The organism is Streptomyces sp. NPDC007896 (assembly GCF_042959425.1).
Classification (GTDB): domain Bacteria; phylum Actinomycetota; class Actinomycetes; order Streptomycetales; family Streptomycetaceae; genus Streptomyces.
In genome coordinates this window covers 259,512-277,378 of record NZ_JBIBKX010000009.1, presented here as the reverse complement: position 1 = coordinate 277,378, position 17,867 = coordinate 259,512, and the positions used below count along the sequence as shown (strand labels likewise).

The following is a 17,867-nucleotide window of genomic DNA, read 5'->3' as shown; positions in this document are numbered from 1 at the left end:
GATGGCCACCAGCACAGCGGCCACCACCGCAGCGCCCGCCCGCACGAACCGCACGAAGTCCCCGCCCCGCCGCCAACACGGCACCGCAGGCGCCCTGTTCATCACCCCGTTCATGGTGCTGTTCCTGCTCCTCTTCCTCGCCCCGCTCGGCTACGCCGCCTACCTGAGCCTCTTCCAGGAGAAGCTCATCGGCGGCTCGACGTTCGTCGGCCTGGACAACTACGTCACCGCCCTCAAAGACCCCCTCCTCCTCAAGGGCATCGGCCGCGTCGCCCTGTTCTTCGCCATCCAGGTCCCCGTGATGCTGCTGCTGGCCCTGTGCTTCGCGCTCGCCCTGGACAGCGGCCTGCTCCGCCTCGCCCGCGTGATCCGCCTCGCCATCTTCGTCCCGTACGCCGTCCCCAGCGTGATCGCCACCCTCATGTGGGGCTACCTCTACGGCCCCGACTTCGGCCCCTTCGCCCAGATCAGCCGCCATCTCCACCTGCCGGCCCCGCACTTCCTCAGCGACAGCTGGATGCTCGGCAGCCTCGCGAACATCGTGACCTGGGAGTTCGCCGGCTACAACATGATCATCCTGTACGCGGCCCTGCGCACCATCCCCGCCGAGCTGTACGAGGCGGCCGCCATGGACGGCGCCGGCGCCTGGCGGATCGCCTGGTCCATCAAACTCCCCGCCCTGCGCCCGGCGCTGACCCTCACCCTGCTGTTCTCGGTGATCGGCAGCTTCCAGCTGTTCAACGAACCGAACCTGCTGATGAAGGTCGCCCCGGACGTCATCGACAGCTCCTACACCGCCAACCTCTACGCCTACTCCGTCGCCTTCATCAGCCAGCAGACCAACTACGCGGCCACGGTGTCCTTCATCCTCGGCCTGGTCATCGTGATCGTGTCGTACGCCTTCCTGCTCACCGCGAACCGCAGGAGGACCGCATGACCTCCCCCAAGTTCTTGGCTTCGCTCGCACAGGGGAGACACCCCTTGACGCCCGCAGCCTCCGCCACCCCGACGGCGAAGCGGCTGCCCGCCGAGGCCCGCCCGCGACGACGGCCGTCGCCGGCCCACCGCCGCCGCAGCACCCCGCTCACCATCGCCATGCTGGCCGTCCTGGCGTACTTCCTGCTGCCACTGCTCTGGCTGCTCATCGCCTCCACCAAGAGCACCCAGGACCTGTTCAACAGCTTCGGCCTGTGGTTCTCGCACGCCCCGCAACTGCTGTCGAACATCAAGGCCACCTTCACCCAGGACGACGGCGTCTACGGACGCTGGCTGCTCAACACGGTCCTGTACGCCGGGGCCAGCGCACTCGGCGCCGCGCTGCTCGCGGCAGCGGCCGGATACGGGTTCGCCAAGTACCGCTTCCGCGGCCACGGCGCGGCCTTCAACCTCGTCCTGGGCGCCATCATGATCCCGACCACCGCGCTGGCGATCCCCACCTACCTGCTCTTCGCCAAGGCGGGCCTGGTCAACACCCCCTGGGCGGTCATCCTGCCCTCCCTCATCAGCCCCTTCGGCCTCTACCTCATGCGGATCTACACCGAGGACGCCGTCCCCGACAGCCTCATCGAGGCCGCCCGCATGGACGGCGCCGGAGAACTCCGGATCTTCCTCACCATCGCACTGCGGCTGCTGGCACCCGGCCTGGTGACCGTCGTGCTGTTCACCCTCGTCGCCACCTGGAACAACTACTTCCTGCCGCTGATCATGCTCAACGACCCGGACCTGTACCCCATCACCGTCGGACTCTCCCGCTGGGCCGACCAGGCGCAGAACGGCGGCGCCGGAGCCAGCAGCGACATGCTCGCCCTCGTCGTGACCGGCTCCCTGATCTCCGTCATCCCGCTCGTCCTGGCCTTCCTCATGCTCCAGCGGTACTGGCAGAGCGGCCTGGCCACCGGCGGCGTCAAGCAGTAGCACCCTCAACACCCCCTACTCCCCGGAGGTTTGTCCATGGCGGATCTGCCCGCCCGCGTGCTGTTCGGCGCTGCCTACTACCACGAGTACCACCCCGCCTACGGCCCGGACGTACGGCCCGACGAACAGCTCAAGACCGACCTCGACCTCATGGCCGACGCGCACTTCACCGTCATCCGGGTCGGCGAGTCGGTCTGGTCCACCTGGGAACCGGACAACGGCCGTTTCGAACTCGACTGGCTCCAGCCGGTGTTGGACGGCGCCCACGAACGCGGCATCTCCGTCATCCTCGGCACCCCCACGTACGCCGTACCGCCGTGGCTGGCCCGCCAGTACCCGGAGATCACCGGCGAGCGGCGCACCGGCGAGCGCATCGGCTGGGGTGCCCGGCAGGAGGTCGACTTCACCCACCCCGCCTTCCGGTTCCACGCCGAGCGGATCATCCGCAAGACCGTCGCCCGGTACGCCGGCCACCCGGCCGTCATCGGCTTCCAGGTCGACAACGAACCGGGCCTGGAGCTCTTCCACAACCACGGCGTCTTCCAGCGCTTCACCGACCACCTGCGCGCCAAGTACGGCGACATCGAGACCCTCAACCGCGAATGGGGCCTGGTCTACTGGTCCCACCGCCTGTCCACCTGGGCCGACCTGTGGACCCCGGACGGCAACGTGCAGCCGCAGTACGACGTCGCCTGGCGGGAGTTCCAGGCCCGCCAGTGCACCGAGTTCATCGGCTGGCAGGCCGACCTCGTCCGCGAGTACGCCCGCCCCGAGCAGTTCGTCACCACCTGCATCTCCTACACCCGCCCCGCCGTGGAGGACGACGAGCTCACCGACCGCCTCGACATCGCCACCGGCAACCCCTACTACGCCATGCAGGACGGCCTGCTCCTGCCCGACCCCACCCCGGACGACCACGAGCAGAAGTGGAAGACCACCGGCGTCTGGTCGCTGTACCAGACCGCCGACTGGATGTTCTCCTCCCGGCAGGAGCCGTTCCTGGTCACCGAGACCAACGCCTCCTCCATCGGCTACGCATGGGACAACCGCCCCGCCTACGACGGCCAGTGGCGCCAGGCCGCCTGGGCCCTCGTCGGCCGCGGGGCCCGCATGATCGAGTACTGGCAGTGGCAGACCCTGCGCTTCGGCGCGGAAACCTACTGGGGCGGCGTCCTGCCGCACAGCGGCCGACCGGGCCGCACGTACACGGAACTGGCCCGACTGGGAGCGGAGTTCGAGACCGCCGGCCCCCTCGTGGCAGGTCTTGAGCCGGACTGCGACATCACGATCGTCTACTCCACCCCCAGCAAGTGGCTGATGCAGAAGCACCCGCCCCTCGCGACCCCCGACGGCGAACCGGACCCGGCCGCCTACCACCGCATCCTCGACCCCTTCTACCGCGGCGCCTTCGACGCCGGACGCCAGGTCCGCATCGTCCACGCCCGCCAGCTGCATGACCCGCGTGGACAGAGGCAGGGCCTGACGCCCCAGGAGGCGGTCCGCCGCCACCCCGTCCTCGTCGTCCCCGCCCTGTACCTCGCCGACGACACCACCCTCGACTGGTTCGCCGCCTACGCCCACGCCGGCGGCCACCTGGTCCTGGGCCCCCGCACGGGCTACGCCGACCACGAGGCCCGGGCCCGGCACGAGACGGCTCCGGCGCGCCTGGCCGACGCGGCGGGCGTGTCGTACGACGAGTTCAGCAACCTGACGTGTGCCATCCCGGTCCGGGCGGTGCCCGGGAGCGCGCTGACCCTGCCGGAGAACGCCACGGCGACCGCCTGGGCCGACGGCCTGACCGTCACCGACGCCGACGTCCTCGCCACGTACGAGCACCCGCACTTCGGCCGCTGGCCCGCCGTCACCACCCGCCGCCACGGCGAAGGCCGCGTCACATACGTCGGCACCGTGCCCGGCCGCGACCTCGCCCGGTCGCTGGCCGCCTGGATGGCACCGGCCGCCCGCAGCGGCTGGGGCGAGCTGCCGCAGTCCGTCACGACGACCACCGGCACGGCGCCCGACGGCCGCCGCGTGCACATCGTCCACAACTGGAGCTGGGAGCCCGCGAGCGTCCACGCTCCGGTGAACCTCGCCGACGCCCTGAACGGCACGTCGATTCCCGCGGGCACGGCGCTCGACCTCGGCCCGTGGGACGTACGCGTACTCGTCTCCCCGAAACCGAAGGAGTAGCCGTGCAAGGAAGAAGAGCGGCAAAGGCACTGGGTACGTTCGCCGCGGCAGCCGCGATACTGGCGATACCCATGGCCAGCGCACAGGCGTACAACCCGACGGGCGGCATCCTCTACCAGCTCGGCAGCGAACCGTGCCTGAAAGGGCGCGGCAACTGCGCCGTCTACCCGAAGTCGGCGCAACTGCCGAGCGGACGCCTGGTCGCGTCGTTCGAGAAGTCCACCGTCGTACCGGCGACGGGCAGCGCCGACGGCCAGACCCTCCCGGTCTACAAGAGCGACGACCACGCAACCACCTGGCAGCCGCTGTCCGAGGTCAAGGCTCCCGCGTACCTCTCCAGCGACCCCAAGTACGCGAAGTACACCAGCAATTGGACCAACCCCTACCTCTACACGCTTCCGCAGGACATCGGGAACCTCAAGCAGGGCACACTGCTCCTCGCGAGTGTCGTGTCGGGCGACGACCAGTACTACCGTGAGCACAAGGCGGCCGACCCCAACTGGACACCCTCCAACGACGGCGACCGCAGCGACCTGGCCATCGCGCTGTACTCCAGCACCGACGAGGGCGCGACCTGGAAGATCGTCAACGTCGTCGCGACCGGCGGCCGGCAGGGCGGCAGCGCGGGCGCGATCGGACAGAACATCGCCGCGGCCAACACGCACCAGCAGGTGGACCCCGTCTGGGAGCCGTACCTGATGGTCTACAAGGGCCAACTCGTCTGCTACTACTCCGACGAGAACGACTACACCGGCTTCAACGCGACCACCGGCGTCCCGGCCCTCGACCCCGCCAACGACACCGCCACCGACTCGCACGGCCAGATCCTCGCCCACCGGACCTGGGACGGCCGCGGTGCGCAGTGGAGCGCCCCCGTCGTCGACATCGCAGGGCTGACCCAGAGCACGGGAGGCGGCAAGACGGAGATCGGCGGCGGGCGGCCGGGCATGGCGAACGTCGTCCGCACCACGGACGGCAAGTGGCTGCTCACCTTCGAGTACTGGGGCGGCGGAGCCAACACCCGGTACGTGATCGCCGACAACCCGCTGGAGTTCTACCGGGGTTCGGCCACCGGCACGGGCGTCACCTCGCTGCCGGTCGACACCGGCTCGCACGCGCTCGCGACGGGCGGCAGCCCGGTCGTCATCAGGCTGCCCGCAGGACGCCTGGTCTACAACGCGGCCGGCAGCGGCAACGTGTGGGTCAACGAGAGCGGACGCAGCGACGGCGTCTGGAAGGAGTACCAGACGACCTCGCAGGCCGGTTACAGCCGCAGTCTGCAGTACGTCGAGGGCACCGGCCGTATCGCGATCCTCAACAACCAGGGCACCTCCACGATCGCCTACGCCGAGACCGACCTCGGCCAATCGGACGGCGCCTACTACCAGTTGGTGAACCGCAGGACCGACCAGGTGATCGGCACCGGGAACAAGACCAACGACGCGAACATCGGCAACGCGGACGTTCCCGACGTCGTCCTGGAGGAGCCCGGCTCGGCGGCGAACCCCGACACCCAGTACTGGCACGTGGTGACCGAGCCGAACGGCAAAGTGACGCTGCTGAACAAGTCGGGCGGCCGCGCGGCGGCCATCTGGACCGGCAACGCGACCGCCGGGCAGCGGATCGGCCAGTGGGTCGACAACAGCGCCACCGGCAGCTGGAACCTCGTCAAGACCGCCGACGGCTTCTACCGGCTCCAGTCGGCCAGGAACACGAACCTGTACCTGACCGGTGCATCCGACAACGCACCGCTCACCCTGCAGAACGCGGCCACGGACGGCTCCCAGGACTGGGAGCTCGTCCAGTAGCCGCCGGCATCCCGGGCCCCGTACCACAACCGGGCCGGGGCCATCCGGGACTCCGGGGGAGATGACCATCACGCGGATGCCGTACTCGACCAACCCCCGCTCGGTCCGGTAACGGCTCGCGGGGGAGCCGGCCCACCTCATTGCGCCGGCCGCTGCACAGCCGCAGCGGCTGGGCCTGCCGCAGCCGGCGCCCCTTACCTCCCGGGTAATCGACCAGGATCGCGCGGCTCGGCAATGCTGCCGTACAGCGCGGCCGACGCATGACAAGGCCGCGAGAATTCCGGCGCGGCCGCCGTCCTCCGCGCTCCGTCACGAACAGGAGAGCCCGCATGCCTGCCTACGCCATCGGCAACCTCCGGCCGCTCACCCATCTGCCCGAGGACGTCCTGATCTACATCGAACGCATCCAGGCAACCCTGGACCCGTTCGGCGGACGGTTCCTCGTCCACGGAGCCCCGGAACGTGATGTGCGCGAGGGCACCTGGCCGGACGCGCTCGTCATCATCGCCTTCCCCTCCCTCGCCGACGCCCGCGCCTGGTACGACTCCTGCGCGTACCAGGAACTGCTTCCTCTGCGCACGCGGCACATCGACGGCGACATTCTGCTGATCGACGGTGTCGCCCCCGACTACGACCCGGCCGTAACGGCCACCGCACTGCGCGCCGCACAGGCAGCCTCATCGTCGGCGTGAGGAGGCGCGCCCGAAGCCGGCGGTCTCCGCTGGTTGGGTGAGCCCTTTCCAACCTGGTTCGGAGTGGGGCAGTCTGCCGCAGGCATGGTCGGCAGGGGCTGTCAGAGGCAGAATGCCAGGATGGGGCGCAGTACGGCGGACTGGTGGGGGCGGCGCGGACGAGGGCGGCGCACCGAGGAGACGGACAGACTCGAGGCGGACCTCACCCGCTTCGGCGAACGGCTGGCGGTACATCCCTTCAGCCCGAACAACTCCGGTGTGACCCAGGGGATGACAGCGGACTACGCCGAGGCCCTGGACGCTTACGAGTTGGCGGGCCGCAGGGCGCGCCGGGACGCCCAGGCCGCGATGCGGGCCCTGGACGAGGGGGAGCGTGCGCTGGACCGGCTGGACGCCCGTTTGACCGGCGTCCCGGTTCCCGAGCGGTTTCCGCTGTGCTTCTTTGATCCGCGCCATGGGCGGTCGGTCCGGAAGGTGTCCTGGGCCCCGGACGGCGGGACAACACGGTTGGTGCCCGTCTGCGCCGCCGATGCCGTGCGCCTCGAAGAGGGAAAGCCGCCGATCCGAACCGGCCGCCCGCCCGTGCGTTCAACCGGCACAACCCGGGACGGCTCACCCTCAACATCCCTGGCTCCTGCGCCCACCACGCCCGTGGACGCAGCCGTGGCGGTGGCCCGGCAGGACGCCGACTCCGCTGCCAAACCCCGTTTGCGGGACAGGTACACCACCCAACAGTTCCTGTTGTGGGGCGCGCTGGGAGCCTTCGCCCTCTGCCTCGCAGTGCCGGCCGCGCTCGGCCAGTGGTGGCTGGCGCTGACCGGCCTGGTCCTTGCAGCCCTGGTTGGCAGTCTTCCTTTCATGTTCGGCTTCGTCATATGGAAAACCTCGGCCAGTCTGTGGGTGCTGATGCGTAGGGGGCGCCTGGTGACGGCGCACTACACGAGGACCGTGTCCCCGGAGGAGTCGGCTTCGGGGAACGGCTGGCAGCACGAGTACGGCTACACCACCGGCCAGGGCCACCAGGTGACGCGACGGCGCGCAGCCCCGAACGGCGCGGTGCAGCCCCTGCCTCGTCGGCGCATGTGGTACGTCACCGGGCAAAGCCCCGAGCAGGACGAACTGCACGGACCGTCGTATCCGTTGTCTCTCGGCGCGGGGCTGCTGATGAGCCTTCCGCTGTTCCTCCTCGGAGCGGCGGCCGACCTCGCCGTCTGCCCTGGGCTGCTGGTCTGGGCGCTCCTGCGCTGAGCCTCTTCGAACCTGGTTGACACACGCCTGATGGTTGAGCCACTGGCGGCGGCGAAGTTGTTCGGCCGGGCTGAGGGCGGCACTGTTCCTGAGCTCAGGCCAGCTGACCCAGCGCTTTTGCCAGCGGTTCCAGCACGGTGGGGGTGTAGGGCGGGGGCAGGTAGACGATGGCAAGCTCCGCACCGGCCTCGCCGAACTCGGCGGCGGTGGCCGCCGTCGCGGCCGGATCGCCGTTGAACCGCACCTGGCTCGAAAGCAGGATCTGCGCCGGGTCCCGGCGGATGTCGGCGCAGTGCTGGTGGAGTACGTCGCGCGCGTGGATGAACTGCCCGACCGTGCCGCTGTCGAAGTTCCAGTGCTGTGCGAAGCGGGCGGCGGTGCGCAGGGTGCGCTTCTCGCCGCTGCCGCCGATGCAGACCGGCGGGTGCGGCTGCTGCACGGGTCTGGGGTTGCAGCGGGCATCGGTCAGCTCGTAGTAGCTGCCTTTGAACGTCGTGGTCTCCTGGCCGAGCAGACGGGTGATGACCTCGCACGCCTCTTCGAACCGGTCGCTGCGCTCCTTCGGGGTGCCCAGCTCGATGCCGTAGGCACTGGACTCCTCCTGGTTCCAGCCGGTCCCGATGCCGAGCTCCAGCCGGCCGCCGGACACGACGTCGAGGGTTGCCGTCATGTTGGCCAGGACCGCGGGATGCCGGTAGTGAATGCCGGTGACCAGTGTGCCCATCCGCAGCCGGCTGGTCGCCTGCGCCAGCGCGGTCAGCGTGATCCAGCCCTCCAGGCGCGGGACAGCCGGGTCGGCGCTGTGCGTCGGGTAGAAGTGGTCGGAGGTCCAGCCGGACTCGAATATTTCGATGTCGTCGGCAGCCTGCCACACCTGGAGCATGGCGTCCCAAGTCGTATTCTGCGGTGACGTCTTGAAGGCAAAGCGCATGCGGCCACGCTAGAGCCTGTCCGGCGGATCATCCCGCAGACGCGGGGCCTGGCACGCCCTCCCCGCATCGGGAAATGCGACCGTCTCGGCGATCTCCTGCGGCGAACCGAGCTGGCTGAACGGGTCCGCTCGGTTCGCCGCTGTGAGCATCGCGGCCACCTGGCCGGGGGACGTGCCCCGAGGACGAACGCCGGACGTGTCTATGAATCGGCCCGTTCCTGAGCGACCGTGAGCACGATCTTGCCCTGGATGTGCCCTCGGGCGGCGCGTTCGTGCGCCGCTCGGGCATCCGCGAGCGCGAACGTGCTGTCTATCGCGACGCGGACCGTGCCCGCGTCGAGCAGGCGTCCCAGTTCGGCGAGCTGCGCGCCGTTCGAGCGGACCTGGGTGCCCGAGACCGTGACGCCCAGCTTCGCGGTCTCTTCGTCGTCGAAGTCGCCGAAGAACACGGGGAACAGGGCGCCGCCGCGCTTGAGCGTGCGCAGGAAGCGGCTGCTGTCGGGGCCGCCGACGGTGTCGAGAACGAGGTCGACGTCGTGCACGAGTTCTTCGGGACGGCTCTTGGTGTAGTCGATGAACTGGTCGGCGCCGAGCGCGCGCAGGAACGGTTCATGCGCGCCCGATGCCACCGCGATGACCCGTGCACCCTTCCATTTCGCCAGCTGCAGTGCGAAGTGCCCCACGCCGCCTGCGGCGCCGTTGATGAGCACCGTCGTGCCGGCGTCGAGTGCCGTCGGGCGATGCCGCGCCGCCTGGAAGGGCGAGGGGTGATCGTGTCCGAGCTCGATCAGGAACTGCCACGCGGTGAGCCCGGCCATGGGCGCCCCCGCGGCGTGCACGTGATCGATGCCGGCCGGCTTGCGTGCGAGGTCCGACGCGGGCGCGGCCACGTACTCGGCATATGCGCTGCCGTCGAAGCTGGGGAAGCGGAGGAGGCCGAAGACTTCATCACCTACGTCGAGGCCGTCCACATCCGCGGCGACGGCCTCGACGACGCCCGACACGTCCGTCCCCGGGATCACGGGCAGGCTGAACTTCGGCCTCGTCTCCGGAGGCAGGGTCGTCAGCCCGTCGCGCAGGTACCAGTCCGGAGGATTGACGCCGACCGCGTGCACGCGAACGAGCACCTCGCCCGGCCCCGGCTCGGGAACCGGCACCTCGTCGTGACGCAGGACTTCAGGGCCGCCGTGCGCATGGAGCCGGACTGCCCTCATCGTGTGTGTCGGCATCGTTTTCTCCTGGCCGCGCTGCGGGATAGGCTTATTCGGATCAGCGATCCACATAACTGGATCAGTGATCCGAATATATGGACCACTGATCCGGATAGTCAAGAGGGGCAGATGCGGGCCGACGCCAGGAAGAACCGCGACCACGTGCTCGCCGTCGCGGGCACCGCCATCACCGAGCAAGGCGTCGACGTATCACTGCGCGACATCGCGCGCAGGGCCGACGTCGGGCTCGCGACGCTGCTGCGTCACTTTCCGACACGCGAGGCGCTGCTCGAGGCCTTGCTCCGCACGAGCTTCGACGAGCTGACGGCAAGGGCAGGCGAGCTCGAGACATCGAGCTCGCCCGAAGACGCTCTCGTTTCGTGGCTGCGCGACTGCGTCGCATGGACAACCGCGTACCGGGGCGTGACCGTGCTGATGGCAGCCGCCATCGAGGACACCGAGTCCGCACTCCACGCTTCGTGCGTCACCCTGCGCGCAGCCGGCGCGCGGCTCCTCACCCGTGCCCAGGCCGCGGGCACAGCGCGGACCGACATGGACGGCACCGATCTGTTCGCGCTGGTAGCGGCGCTCGCGTGGCTCAGCGACCAACCCTCGCTCGCGCCACGCGCCGATCACCTCTTCGATGTGGTCGCGAGCGCGATCCTGACGAGCGCAGGGAGCGGCGATACCGAGGGAGAACGCCGCCCTCGGGCCCGTAGGCCACCTACCCGTCGCTGAAGCGACGGGCTTGCACGACGGGCATCACCGGCGGTGATGTGTGGTTTGCGTCCGGCCCCATCCGGGTGCTTCCGGGGTGGGGCCGGGGCCGTTGACGGGGCCCCGCGTCGCCGCAACTCCCGGGCGCGGGCCCGGATGTTGCGGGAGTTGTTCCGGTCCGCGTGATCAACGAATCCGCAGATCCGGCACGCGAACCAGGCCTGGGAGACCCGGTCCGCCCTGTCGGTGAGCCCGCACTCGGCACAGGGCGTGAGGTGTACGCCGGCGGTGTGGAGGTTCAATAGGGTCCTCGGTGAGGGACACAGCGGGAGGGAGCTGGGTGTGGCGACCACGACGGAGGACTTCGACCGCCAACTCGAGCCATACCGACCGGAGCTGCTCGCCCACTGTTACCGGATGCTCGGCTCGGTTCACGACGCCGAAGACCTGGTGCAGGAGACCTATCTGCGGGCTTGGCGGGCGCGGGCCCGTTACGACCGGACCCGCGGGTCGCTGCGGACGTGGCTGTACCGGATCGCGACCAACGCCTGCCTGAATGCCCTGGAGAGCCGCAGCCGCAGACCGCTGCCGTCAGGGATGGTCGCGGAAAGCGATCCGCTCCGGTCATTCGTCCACGGCGGCGAGGTCACCTGGCTGCAGCCGATGCCCGACGCGCTGCTGCACCTGGGGGACCCGGTCGGCGCAGCCGTCGACCGGGGAAGCCTGCGCCTGGCGTTCGTCGCCGCGCTGCAGCATCTCTCGGCACGCCAGCGTGCCGCGTTGATCCTGCGCGAGGTGCTCGCCTTCTCGGCGGCCGAGACCGCGGACGTGCTCGGTACGTCGGTCGCTTCGGTCAACAGTTCGCTGCAGCGGGCGCGTGCCCGCCTGAACGAAGCAGGCGTCCGGGAGGACAGTGTCGCGGAGCCCTCACAGGCGGAACAGCGGGCCTGCGTCGAGCGCTACATGAAGGCATTCGAGAAGGCGGACATCGAAGGAATCAAGAAGCTCCTCGCCGACGATGTCCTCATGGAGATGCCTCCGATGCTCAACTGGTTCGTCGGCCGCGACAATTACGCCCGGTTCATGGGCTGGGTCTTTGCGAAGGCCGGCAGCAGCTGGCGTCTCGACCCGATTGCGGCGAACGGCCAGCCGGGCTTCGCGGCCTATCGCCGCGGCGACAGCGGCGCGTTCGAGTTGCACACCCTGCAGGTGTTCACCGTCACTGACGCCGGCATCAGCAGGACCACCGTGTTCCAGGACATCGAGGTCTTTGCGGCGTTCGGCCTGGACACCGAGAGCGAATCCTGAGGGCTGCTCCGCCCGCCGCGGGCCCGTGCCGATGCCGGGACGCGGGCGGGCCCCTCTGCGCCGGCTCCGGGGCGGCAAGCCGACCGGATCCGGACGCATCATCGCTGGTCAGGACGCTGTCAGCCGCCACTCGAAAAGAATCTCCGCGGGCGCGATGAGTTCCGGGCCGGCCGCCGGTATCTATCTGCGGAGCGCAGACGGCTCCCGGTGAGCCGCAGGCCGCGGCGACCTGTACCGGTACGACGAAGCGAGGAAGACCTTGACTGCGAACCAGACGCGCGCAGCGGACGAGACCGCCATCCGCAACGTGCTCAAGGGCGTCTACGAAGCCTGGAACGCCAGCGATGCTGATGCGTTCGTGGCCGACTACACCGAGGACGCCAGCGCGATTCTCCCCGGGTCCTACCGAAAGTCCCGGGAAGAGATCCGCGAGAGCATGAAGGCCGGCTTCAGCACCTTCCTGAAGGGCTCGACCACCACCGACAAGGTACTGAACATCCGTTTCCTCAACGACGACGCCGCCGTGGTCGTCAGCGAGACCGGCATCCTCTTCCCGGGCGAAACCGAGGTGCCGGCAGACCGCCTGGTGGTCGCGAGCTGGGTGCTTGCCCGGCAGGACGGCAAGTGGCTGCTCGCGGCCTACCAGAACTCCCCGGTGGTCATGAACCAGGGCTGAGGCCGCCGCCGACCTGGCGCCCCTCGACCACCGCCGCGGTAGAGGGGCGCTTTCGGGCCGACCAGGCCAGGGGGAGTCTCCCCTTCCCCCCTACGACCACCAGGTTCCCTCTACGACCACCAGCCCGAGCCACTCGCTCCGGCCCGCGGCCACGCCTCAGTGAGCCCCGCAACGCAAGAGGCTCACTCAGTCACCCCACAGACCCCCACGGGAGGGGATCATGCAGATCAGCACCCGAATGCGCGCGGCATCCACTGCGCTCGCCATCCTCGCTGCCAGTCTCACGTTCGCCGCTGTCGGCACCGGAACGGCCCAAGCCGGCTCCTGCGCCTCCGTTCTCGGCCCGTCCCAGGCCATAACGGTCAACTCGCAGACGATCGGCTCCTTCTACCTTGCCTGGAACTACTGCAACAGCAGCAATGAGGTTGCGTACACCGAGGTCAACCTCTGGAACACCAACTACGTCAACGGCAATTGGCACGGCGGCCAGATCGACGTGAAGTCCAGCTCCTCCTACAACGCGAACACCAACGCGCCTCTCCCCAACCTCAACAGCTGGTGGTGGGACTCCGGGTTCATCAAGGTGGCCCCCAACGTCTCCAACACCCGCCTGTACTACGGCAACATGAACTTCACCGCCGGCGGTCACTCGTGCTCCGGGCAGACCCCGACGTGGAACTTCTCCAACGGTGGCTACAGCACCAGCGGTATGTACGTGCATTGCAGCTGATCAGCGACTGAGGGCGGGCAACGGCGTCCCACTGGGGGCACGGCGGACGGGAGGGCCTTGTCCGCCAGAGCGGTGAGCAGGAGCAGCACGGCGCTGATGGTGAGGCCCGCTGACGGAACGGGCGTGGCGGTGGCATGACAGGGCTCCCGGGAGGGAGGCGGCGAGCGGGGTCCCGCAGGGAGGCCGGCTCAGACAGACGGTGTGGCGGGCGGTGCGGGCCGGTCGGCCGACGCGCACGCCCCCGCCGGGCAACGTCCGTCTGGCCCGTCACCCGACGGGCCCGCAGGGCCGTTCAGGGCCTGCGGCCGTGAAAGGTGCGGCGCAGGTCACTCACCCAGGCGTCGGGGTTCTCCCAGGGGATGAAGTGGCCGCCGCGGTCGTGGGCGTTGACGTTGACGTGGTTGAACCAGTCGGCCTGCGGGCCGGTCTTGAACGCCCGGACGCGCTCGTTGGCGGTGTGGATGCCGGGCGGGTTCTCGTACGTGACGAAGGTGAGGCCGACCGGGGCCTGCACGACCGGGGTGTGGTCGTGGGCGGGGGACCAGGGGTAGCGGTTGGCGTTGGCGTAGTAACGCATCGACGTGGCGATGGAGTTGTTCACCCAGTAGATCGTGGCGTGGGTGAGCAGGTCGTCCTTGGTGAAGACGGACTCCAGGTCACCGCCGTTGTCGCTCCAGGCGTTCCAGCGCTCCAGCAGCCAGGCGAGCAGTCCGGCGGGTGAGTCGCTCAGCCCGTGGGCCAGGGTGGCGCCGTCGAGCATGTGCACGGCGAGGTGGGACGCCGAGCGGTGGTCCAGCTCGATGATGCGGGCGCGGACGTCGGCGGGCTGGTCGTCGGTGAGGGGCCGATTCCGGGCGAAGTCCCAGGCACGGTGGCCGGTGAAGAAGTCGAGCGGCAGCCCGGAGCCGATGTGGATGCCGTACAGCTCGTCGGCGTACTTGTGGCCGAGCTGACTGGAGACGATCCCGCCGATGTCGCAGCCCCCGGCGGCGTACTTCTCGTATCCCAGGGTCTCGGTCATCAGGGTGTGCCAGAGGTCGGAGACCTTCCAGAAGTTGACGTCCGAAAAGCCGGTGAGCGGGCCGGGGAAACCGAAGCCGGGCAGGGACGGCACGATGACGTCGAACGCGTCGGCGGGGTCACCGCCGAACGCGGCCGGGTCGGCGAGCGGGTCGATCACCTTCGACCAGTGCCAGAACGTCCACGGCCAGCCGTGGGTGAGGATCAACGGGATCGGGCGAGGGCCGCGGCCGGGCTTGCCCATGAAGTGCACCGGGACACCGGCGACGCTCACCTGGTAGTGCTCGTAGACGTTGATGGCGGCCTCGGCCTTGCGCCAGTCGTAGCCGTCCCGCCAGTAGGCGACCAGCTCACGGAGATAGCTGTCCGGGACGCCGTAGGACCAGTCCCCATTCCCCTCGTCCAGCGGCGGACGGGTCAATGTGAGACGGGCGCGCAGGTCATCGAGGACCTCGTCGGACACATGGATCGGGGTGGGCTCCAGGGGGAAGGCGTGCAAGGTGGTCATGGAATGGTTCCTTACCGGGGATGTATGCATCTCAACACTGTTCTGACGTGCAACCTCAGAGCGGGCGTTTCTGCTGCTCGATGTACTGGCGGACGATCGCCAACGGCGCTCCGCCGCAGGAGGCGGAGATCGCCCCGGAACTCCTGGTCACCGGCGATCCTCAGCCCGCCGAACGCGCCGAGCGGTTCGACCTGGTCGGCCACCTCACCGAACCGGGCCCGGCCCTGAAACGGACCATGGAGCGCGCCGCCCTCGTGGCGTACAACGCCCTCCTTGGCCGTGGCAGCCGTCGAACGTGCCGTCACCGAACGGACCGCATTTCGCGACGAGGACGCCTTTGTCGAGCAGGATCGGATCGTCGCTTCGGTTCCGGCGTCCCACGACGCGAGGGAAGACGCCCGAGCCCTCACCGAGAAGCGCGCACCCCACTGGCAGGGCCGCTGACCCGGCGCCCGGCTCCAGCACGAAAGTCGGTGGCAACAATGACCGAGCAATCCACCGTCCACAGCGTGACCTACGACCTGCTGCGGGCCCTGAAACTCACCACGGTCTTCGGTAATCCCGGCTCGACCGAGCAGACCTTCCTGCAGGATTTCCCCGAGGACTTCACCTATGTCCTGGCGCTGCAGGAGGCGTCCGTCATCGCGATGGCCGACGCCTTCGCCCAGGTCACGCGTCGCCCGGCACTGGTCAACGTGCACTCCTCGGCCGGGGTGGGAAACGCCGTGGGCAACCTGGTGGCGGCCTACCACGGAAACACGCCCCTGATCATCACCTCGGGACAGCAGCACCGTGAACTCGTGATCGGGGAGCCGTATCTCGGCAACCGCGAGGCCACCATGCTGCCGAAGCCGTGGGTGAAATGGTCCTACGAGCCGGCCCGCGCCGAGGACGTCCCCGAGGCCTTCATGCGGGCCTACGCGGAGGCGCTGCAGCCGCCGGCGGGACCGGTCTACCTGTCGATTCCCATGGACGACTGGAAGCGGCCCCTGTCCGGATTCACCCGGGTGCGGACCGTCAGCGACCGGGTCGTCCCCGACGCGCAGCGTCTGCGGCTGTTCGCCGACCGCATCTCCGCAAGCCGTCGTCCCGCGCTGGTCTTCGGGCCGGAGGTGGACCGGGCCGGCGGCTGGGACGCGGCCGTGGCCCTGGCGGAGAAGCTGCGCGCTTCCGTCTACGGCGCTCCGCTGCTGGACCGCGCCTCCTTCCCGGAGGACCACCCCCTCTTCCGCGGCCCGCTCGGCATGTCGGTGAAGACCATCAGCGACCGGCTTACCGGGCATGACCTGGTGGTCGTGATCGGCGCGGAGGCCTTCCGCTACTACCCCTACGTGCCCGGCGACTACCTCCCCGACGGCACCGAGCTCCTGCAGATCACCGGCAATCCGGCGGTTGCCGCGGCGGCGCGGGTGGGCGACAGCCTCCTGGGCGATCCCGCGACGGCGATCGGACTGCTCCTGGACATGGTCGCCGAGGGGTCTGCGCGGACCGCTCCGGAGCCGATGGCGCGGCCCCGTGAGCTGCCGCAGACGCCGAACAGCCCGCTCACCCCGCCCGAGGTGTACGCCGCCCTGAGCAGGGTCCGGCCGCCGGACGCGGTCATCGTCAACGAGTCGACCTCCACGATGGCGCAGCAGATCGAGTGGCTTCCGACGGTCAGGACCGGATCGTTCTTCGCCACGGCCAGCGGAGGCATCGGCTGGGGCACCCCGGCCGCGGTGGGTGTCGCGCTGGGCGACCGGGACCGGGGCGTCGACCGGCCGGTGGTCGGCCTGATCGGCGACGGTTCCTTCCAGTACTCCGTGCAGGCCATCTGGACGGCGGCCCAGCACAACCTCCCGATCGTGTATGTGGTCATGCGCAACCAGGAGTACTCCATCCTCAAGTCGTTCGCGGTGCTGGAGGAGACGCCGGGCGTTCCGGGCCTCGACCTGCCCGGGCTCGACATCGCCTCCGTGGCCCGCGGTTTCGGCTGCCGTGCGGTCGACGTGGAGACCACGGGGGACCTGGAGCGGGAGTTCAAGGCGGCCCTGAGCGCCGGCACCACCAGCGTCATCGTGGTGTCCACGCAACCCCAGAAGGCGATGTTGTAGGCCGTGTGTTCGGCACGACGGGACACGGCACGACGGGACAGGAGGCAGCGGTCATGGACCTTGGGCTGAAGGACCGGGTGTACATCGTCACCGGTGGCACCCGCGGTCTGGGCAGGGCCGCGGCACGCGAACTGGTGGCGGACGGGGCGAGGGTGGTCGTCAGCGGCCGCAGTGAGAAGTCGGCCGCCGCCGCCGGGGCGGAGCTCGGCGGCCCGGAGCAGGCAGTCGGTGTCGTGGCCGACAACGCCGACCCCGCTGCCCCGGACCGGCTCATCGGCGCGGCACGCGATGCCTTCAAGCGGCTGGACGGGGCGCTCATCAGCGTCGGCGGCCCGCCGGCAGGTACGTCGGACATCATCGACGACGACCAGTGGCGGGCCGCCTTCGAGTCGGTCTTCCTCGGCGCGGTGCGGCTGTCCCGCGCCGTCGCGGCGGAGCTGGACGGGGGAGGGGTCATCGGCTTCGTCCTCTCCAGCTCCGTGTACGAGCCGATTCCCGGCCTCGCGCTCTCCAACGCCTTCCGGCCGGGCCTGGCCGGTTACGCGAAGAACCTGGCGAACGAGCTGGGCCCCCGGGGCATCCGCGTCGTCGGCCTCGTGCCCGCCCACATCGAGACCGACCGGGTCCGTGAACTCGACGCGCACACCGGCCACGCCGACGCCGCCCGCGCCCGTGCGACCGCCGGCGTCCCCCTGCGCCGCTACGGAACCCCCGAGGAGTTCGGCCGCAGCGCCGCCTTCGTGCTGTCGCCCGCCGCGTCGTACCTCACGGGCGTGATGCTGTCGATCGACGGGGGTGTGCGCAGAGGCTTCTAGCCAGGG

Annotated in this window: 17 protein-coding genes; 13 read left to right on the top strand and 4 right to left on the bottom strand. The window is 69.6% G+C overall.

Annotation, left to right across the window (positions count from 1 at the left end):
- Position 1: 1 nt before the first annotated feature.
- From ACFZDJ_RS28805 to ACFZDJ_RS28780, 6 genes are all read left to right on the top strand, one after another.
- Positions 2-937: an ABC transporter permease subunit gene (locus tag ACFZDJ_RS28805; RefSeq protein ID WP_391063065.1), complete on the top strand. Its 936-nt coding sequence runs from the start codon at positions 2-4 to the stop codon at positions 935-937.
- 44 nt (positions 938-981) lie between these two features.
- Positions 982-1,914 (top strand): ABC transporter permease subunit, encoded by a 933-nt coding sequence (locus ACFZDJ_RS28800; RefSeq protein ID WP_391063063.1) that lies wholly within the window; start codon positions 982-984, stop codon positions 1,912-1,914.
- A 36-nt stretch (positions 1,915-1,950) separates the two neighbouring features.
- Complete coding sequence (locus tag ACFZDJ_RS28795) at positions 1,951-4,104, top strand: beta-galactosidase (RefSeq protein ID WP_391063061.1); 2,154 nt, start codon at positions 1,951-1,953, stop codon at positions 4,102-4,104.
- Positions 4,105-4,175: 71 nt separating this feature from the next.
- Positions 4,176-5,912, top strand: coding sequence for an RICIN domain-containing protein (locus ACFZDJ_RS28790; RefSeq protein ID WP_391063381.1), 1,737 nt, complete (start codon positions 4,176-4,178; stop codon positions 5,910-5,912).
- 329 nt (positions 5,913-6,241) lie between these two features.
- A complete protein-coding gene (locus ACFZDJ_RS28785; protein WP_168515944.1) occupies positions 6,242-6,604 on the top strand; it encodes a DUF1330 domain-containing protein in 363 nt (120 codons plus the stop codon).
- A 120-nt stretch (positions 6,605-6,724) separates the two neighbouring features.
- Positions 6,725-7,852, top strand: coding sequence for a hypothetical protein (locus ACFZDJ_RS28780; protein ID WP_391063058.1), 1,128 nt, complete (start codon positions 6,725-6,727; stop codon positions 7,850-7,852).
- 94 nt (positions 7,853-7,946) lie between these two features.
- On the opposite strand, the gene ACFZDJ_RS28775 is transcribed toward ACFZDJ_RS28780, so the two are convergent.
- Positions 7,947-8,783, bottom strand: coding sequence for a TIGR03560 family F420-dependent LLM class oxidoreductase (locus ACFZDJ_RS28775; protein ID WP_391063055.1), 837 nt, complete (start codon positions 8,781-8,783; stop codon positions 7,947-7,949).
- 200 nt (positions 8,784-8,983) lie between these two features.
- Complete coding sequence (locus ACFZDJ_RS28770) at positions 8,984-10,012, bottom strand: zinc-binding dehydrogenase (protein WP_391063378.1); 1,029 nt, start codon at positions 10,010-10,012, stop codon at positions 8,984-8,986.
- A 111-nt stretch (positions 10,013-10,123) separates the two neighbouring features.
- On the opposite strand from ACFZDJ_RS28770, the gene ACFZDJ_RS28765 reads away from it, so the two are divergent.
- Positions 10,124-10,732: a TetR family transcriptional regulator gene (locus tag ACFZDJ_RS28765; protein ID WP_391063052.1), complete on the top strand. Its 609-nt coding sequence runs from the start codon at positions 10,124-10,126 to the stop codon at positions 10,730-10,732.
- Here the strand turns inward: ACFZDJ_RS28765 and ACFZDJ_RS28760 are convergent.
- A complete protein-coding gene (locus ACFZDJ_RS28760; RefSeq protein WP_391063049.1) occupies positions 10,627-11,064 on the bottom strand; it encodes a zinc ribbon domain-containing protein in 438 nt (145 codons plus the stop codon). The two genes, ACFZDJ_RS28765 and ACFZDJ_RS28760, sit on opposite strands and share 106 nt — an antisense overlap.
- On the opposite strand from ACFZDJ_RS28760, the gene ACFZDJ_RS28755 reads away from it, so the two are divergent.
- From ACFZDJ_RS28755 to ACFZDJ_RS28745, 3 genes are all read left to right on the top strand, one after another.
- Positions 11,054-12,019: an RNA polymerase subunit sigma-70 gene (locus ACFZDJ_RS28755; RefSeq protein WP_391063046.1), complete on the top strand. Its 966-nt coding sequence runs from the start codon at positions 11,054-11,056 to the stop codon at positions 12,017-12,019. The genes ACFZDJ_RS28760 and ACFZDJ_RS28755 overlap by 11 nt on opposite strands.
- Before the next feature lie 259 nt (positions 12,020-12,278).
- Positions 12,279-12,695, top strand: a complete 417-nt coding sequence (locus ACFZDJ_RS28750; protein WP_391063045.1) for an SgcJ/EcaC family oxidoreductase — start codon at positions 12,279-12,281, stop codon at positions 12,693-12,695.
- Between the two features lie 220 nt (positions 12,696-12,915).
- Positions 12,916-13,425: a hypothetical protein gene (locus ACFZDJ_RS28745; protein WP_391063042.1), complete on the top strand. Its 510-nt coding sequence runs from the start codon at positions 12,916-12,918 to the stop codon at positions 13,423-13,425.
- Between the two features lie 292 nt (positions 13,426-13,717).
- On the opposite strand, the gene ACFZDJ_RS28740 is transcribed toward ACFZDJ_RS28745, so the two are convergent.
- A complete protein-coding gene (locus ACFZDJ_RS28740; protein ID WP_391063039.1) occupies positions 13,718-14,953 on the bottom strand; it encodes an alpha/beta fold hydrolase in 1,236 nt (411 codons plus the stop codon).
- 273 nt (positions 14,954-15,226) lie between these two features.
- On the opposite strand from ACFZDJ_RS28740, the gene ACFZDJ_RS28735 reads away from it, so the two are divergent.
- From ACFZDJ_RS28735 to ACFZDJ_RS28725, 3 genes are read left to right on the top strand one after another with little or no spacing between them, the layout of a single operon-like run.
- Entirely contained in the window at positions 15,227-15,397 is a 171-nt protein-coding gene (locus ACFZDJ_RS28735) for a hypothetical protein (protein ID WP_390941212.1), read from the top strand.
- A gap of 38 nt (positions 15,398-15,435) precedes the next feature.
- Positions 15,436-17,046, top strand: a complete 1,611-nt coding sequence (mdlC, locus tag ACFZDJ_RS28730; protein ID WP_391063036.1) for a benzoylformate decarboxylase — start codon at positions 15,436-15,438, stop codon at positions 17,044-17,046.
- Between the two features lie 53 nt (positions 17,047-17,099).
- Positions 17,100-17,861: an SDR family oxidoreductase gene (locus tag ACFZDJ_RS28725; RefSeq protein WP_391063034.1), complete on the top strand. Its 762-nt coding sequence runs from the start codon at positions 17,100-17,102 to the stop codon at positions 17,859-17,861.
- The last annotated feature ends 6 nt before the right edge of the window (positions 17,862-17,867 follow it).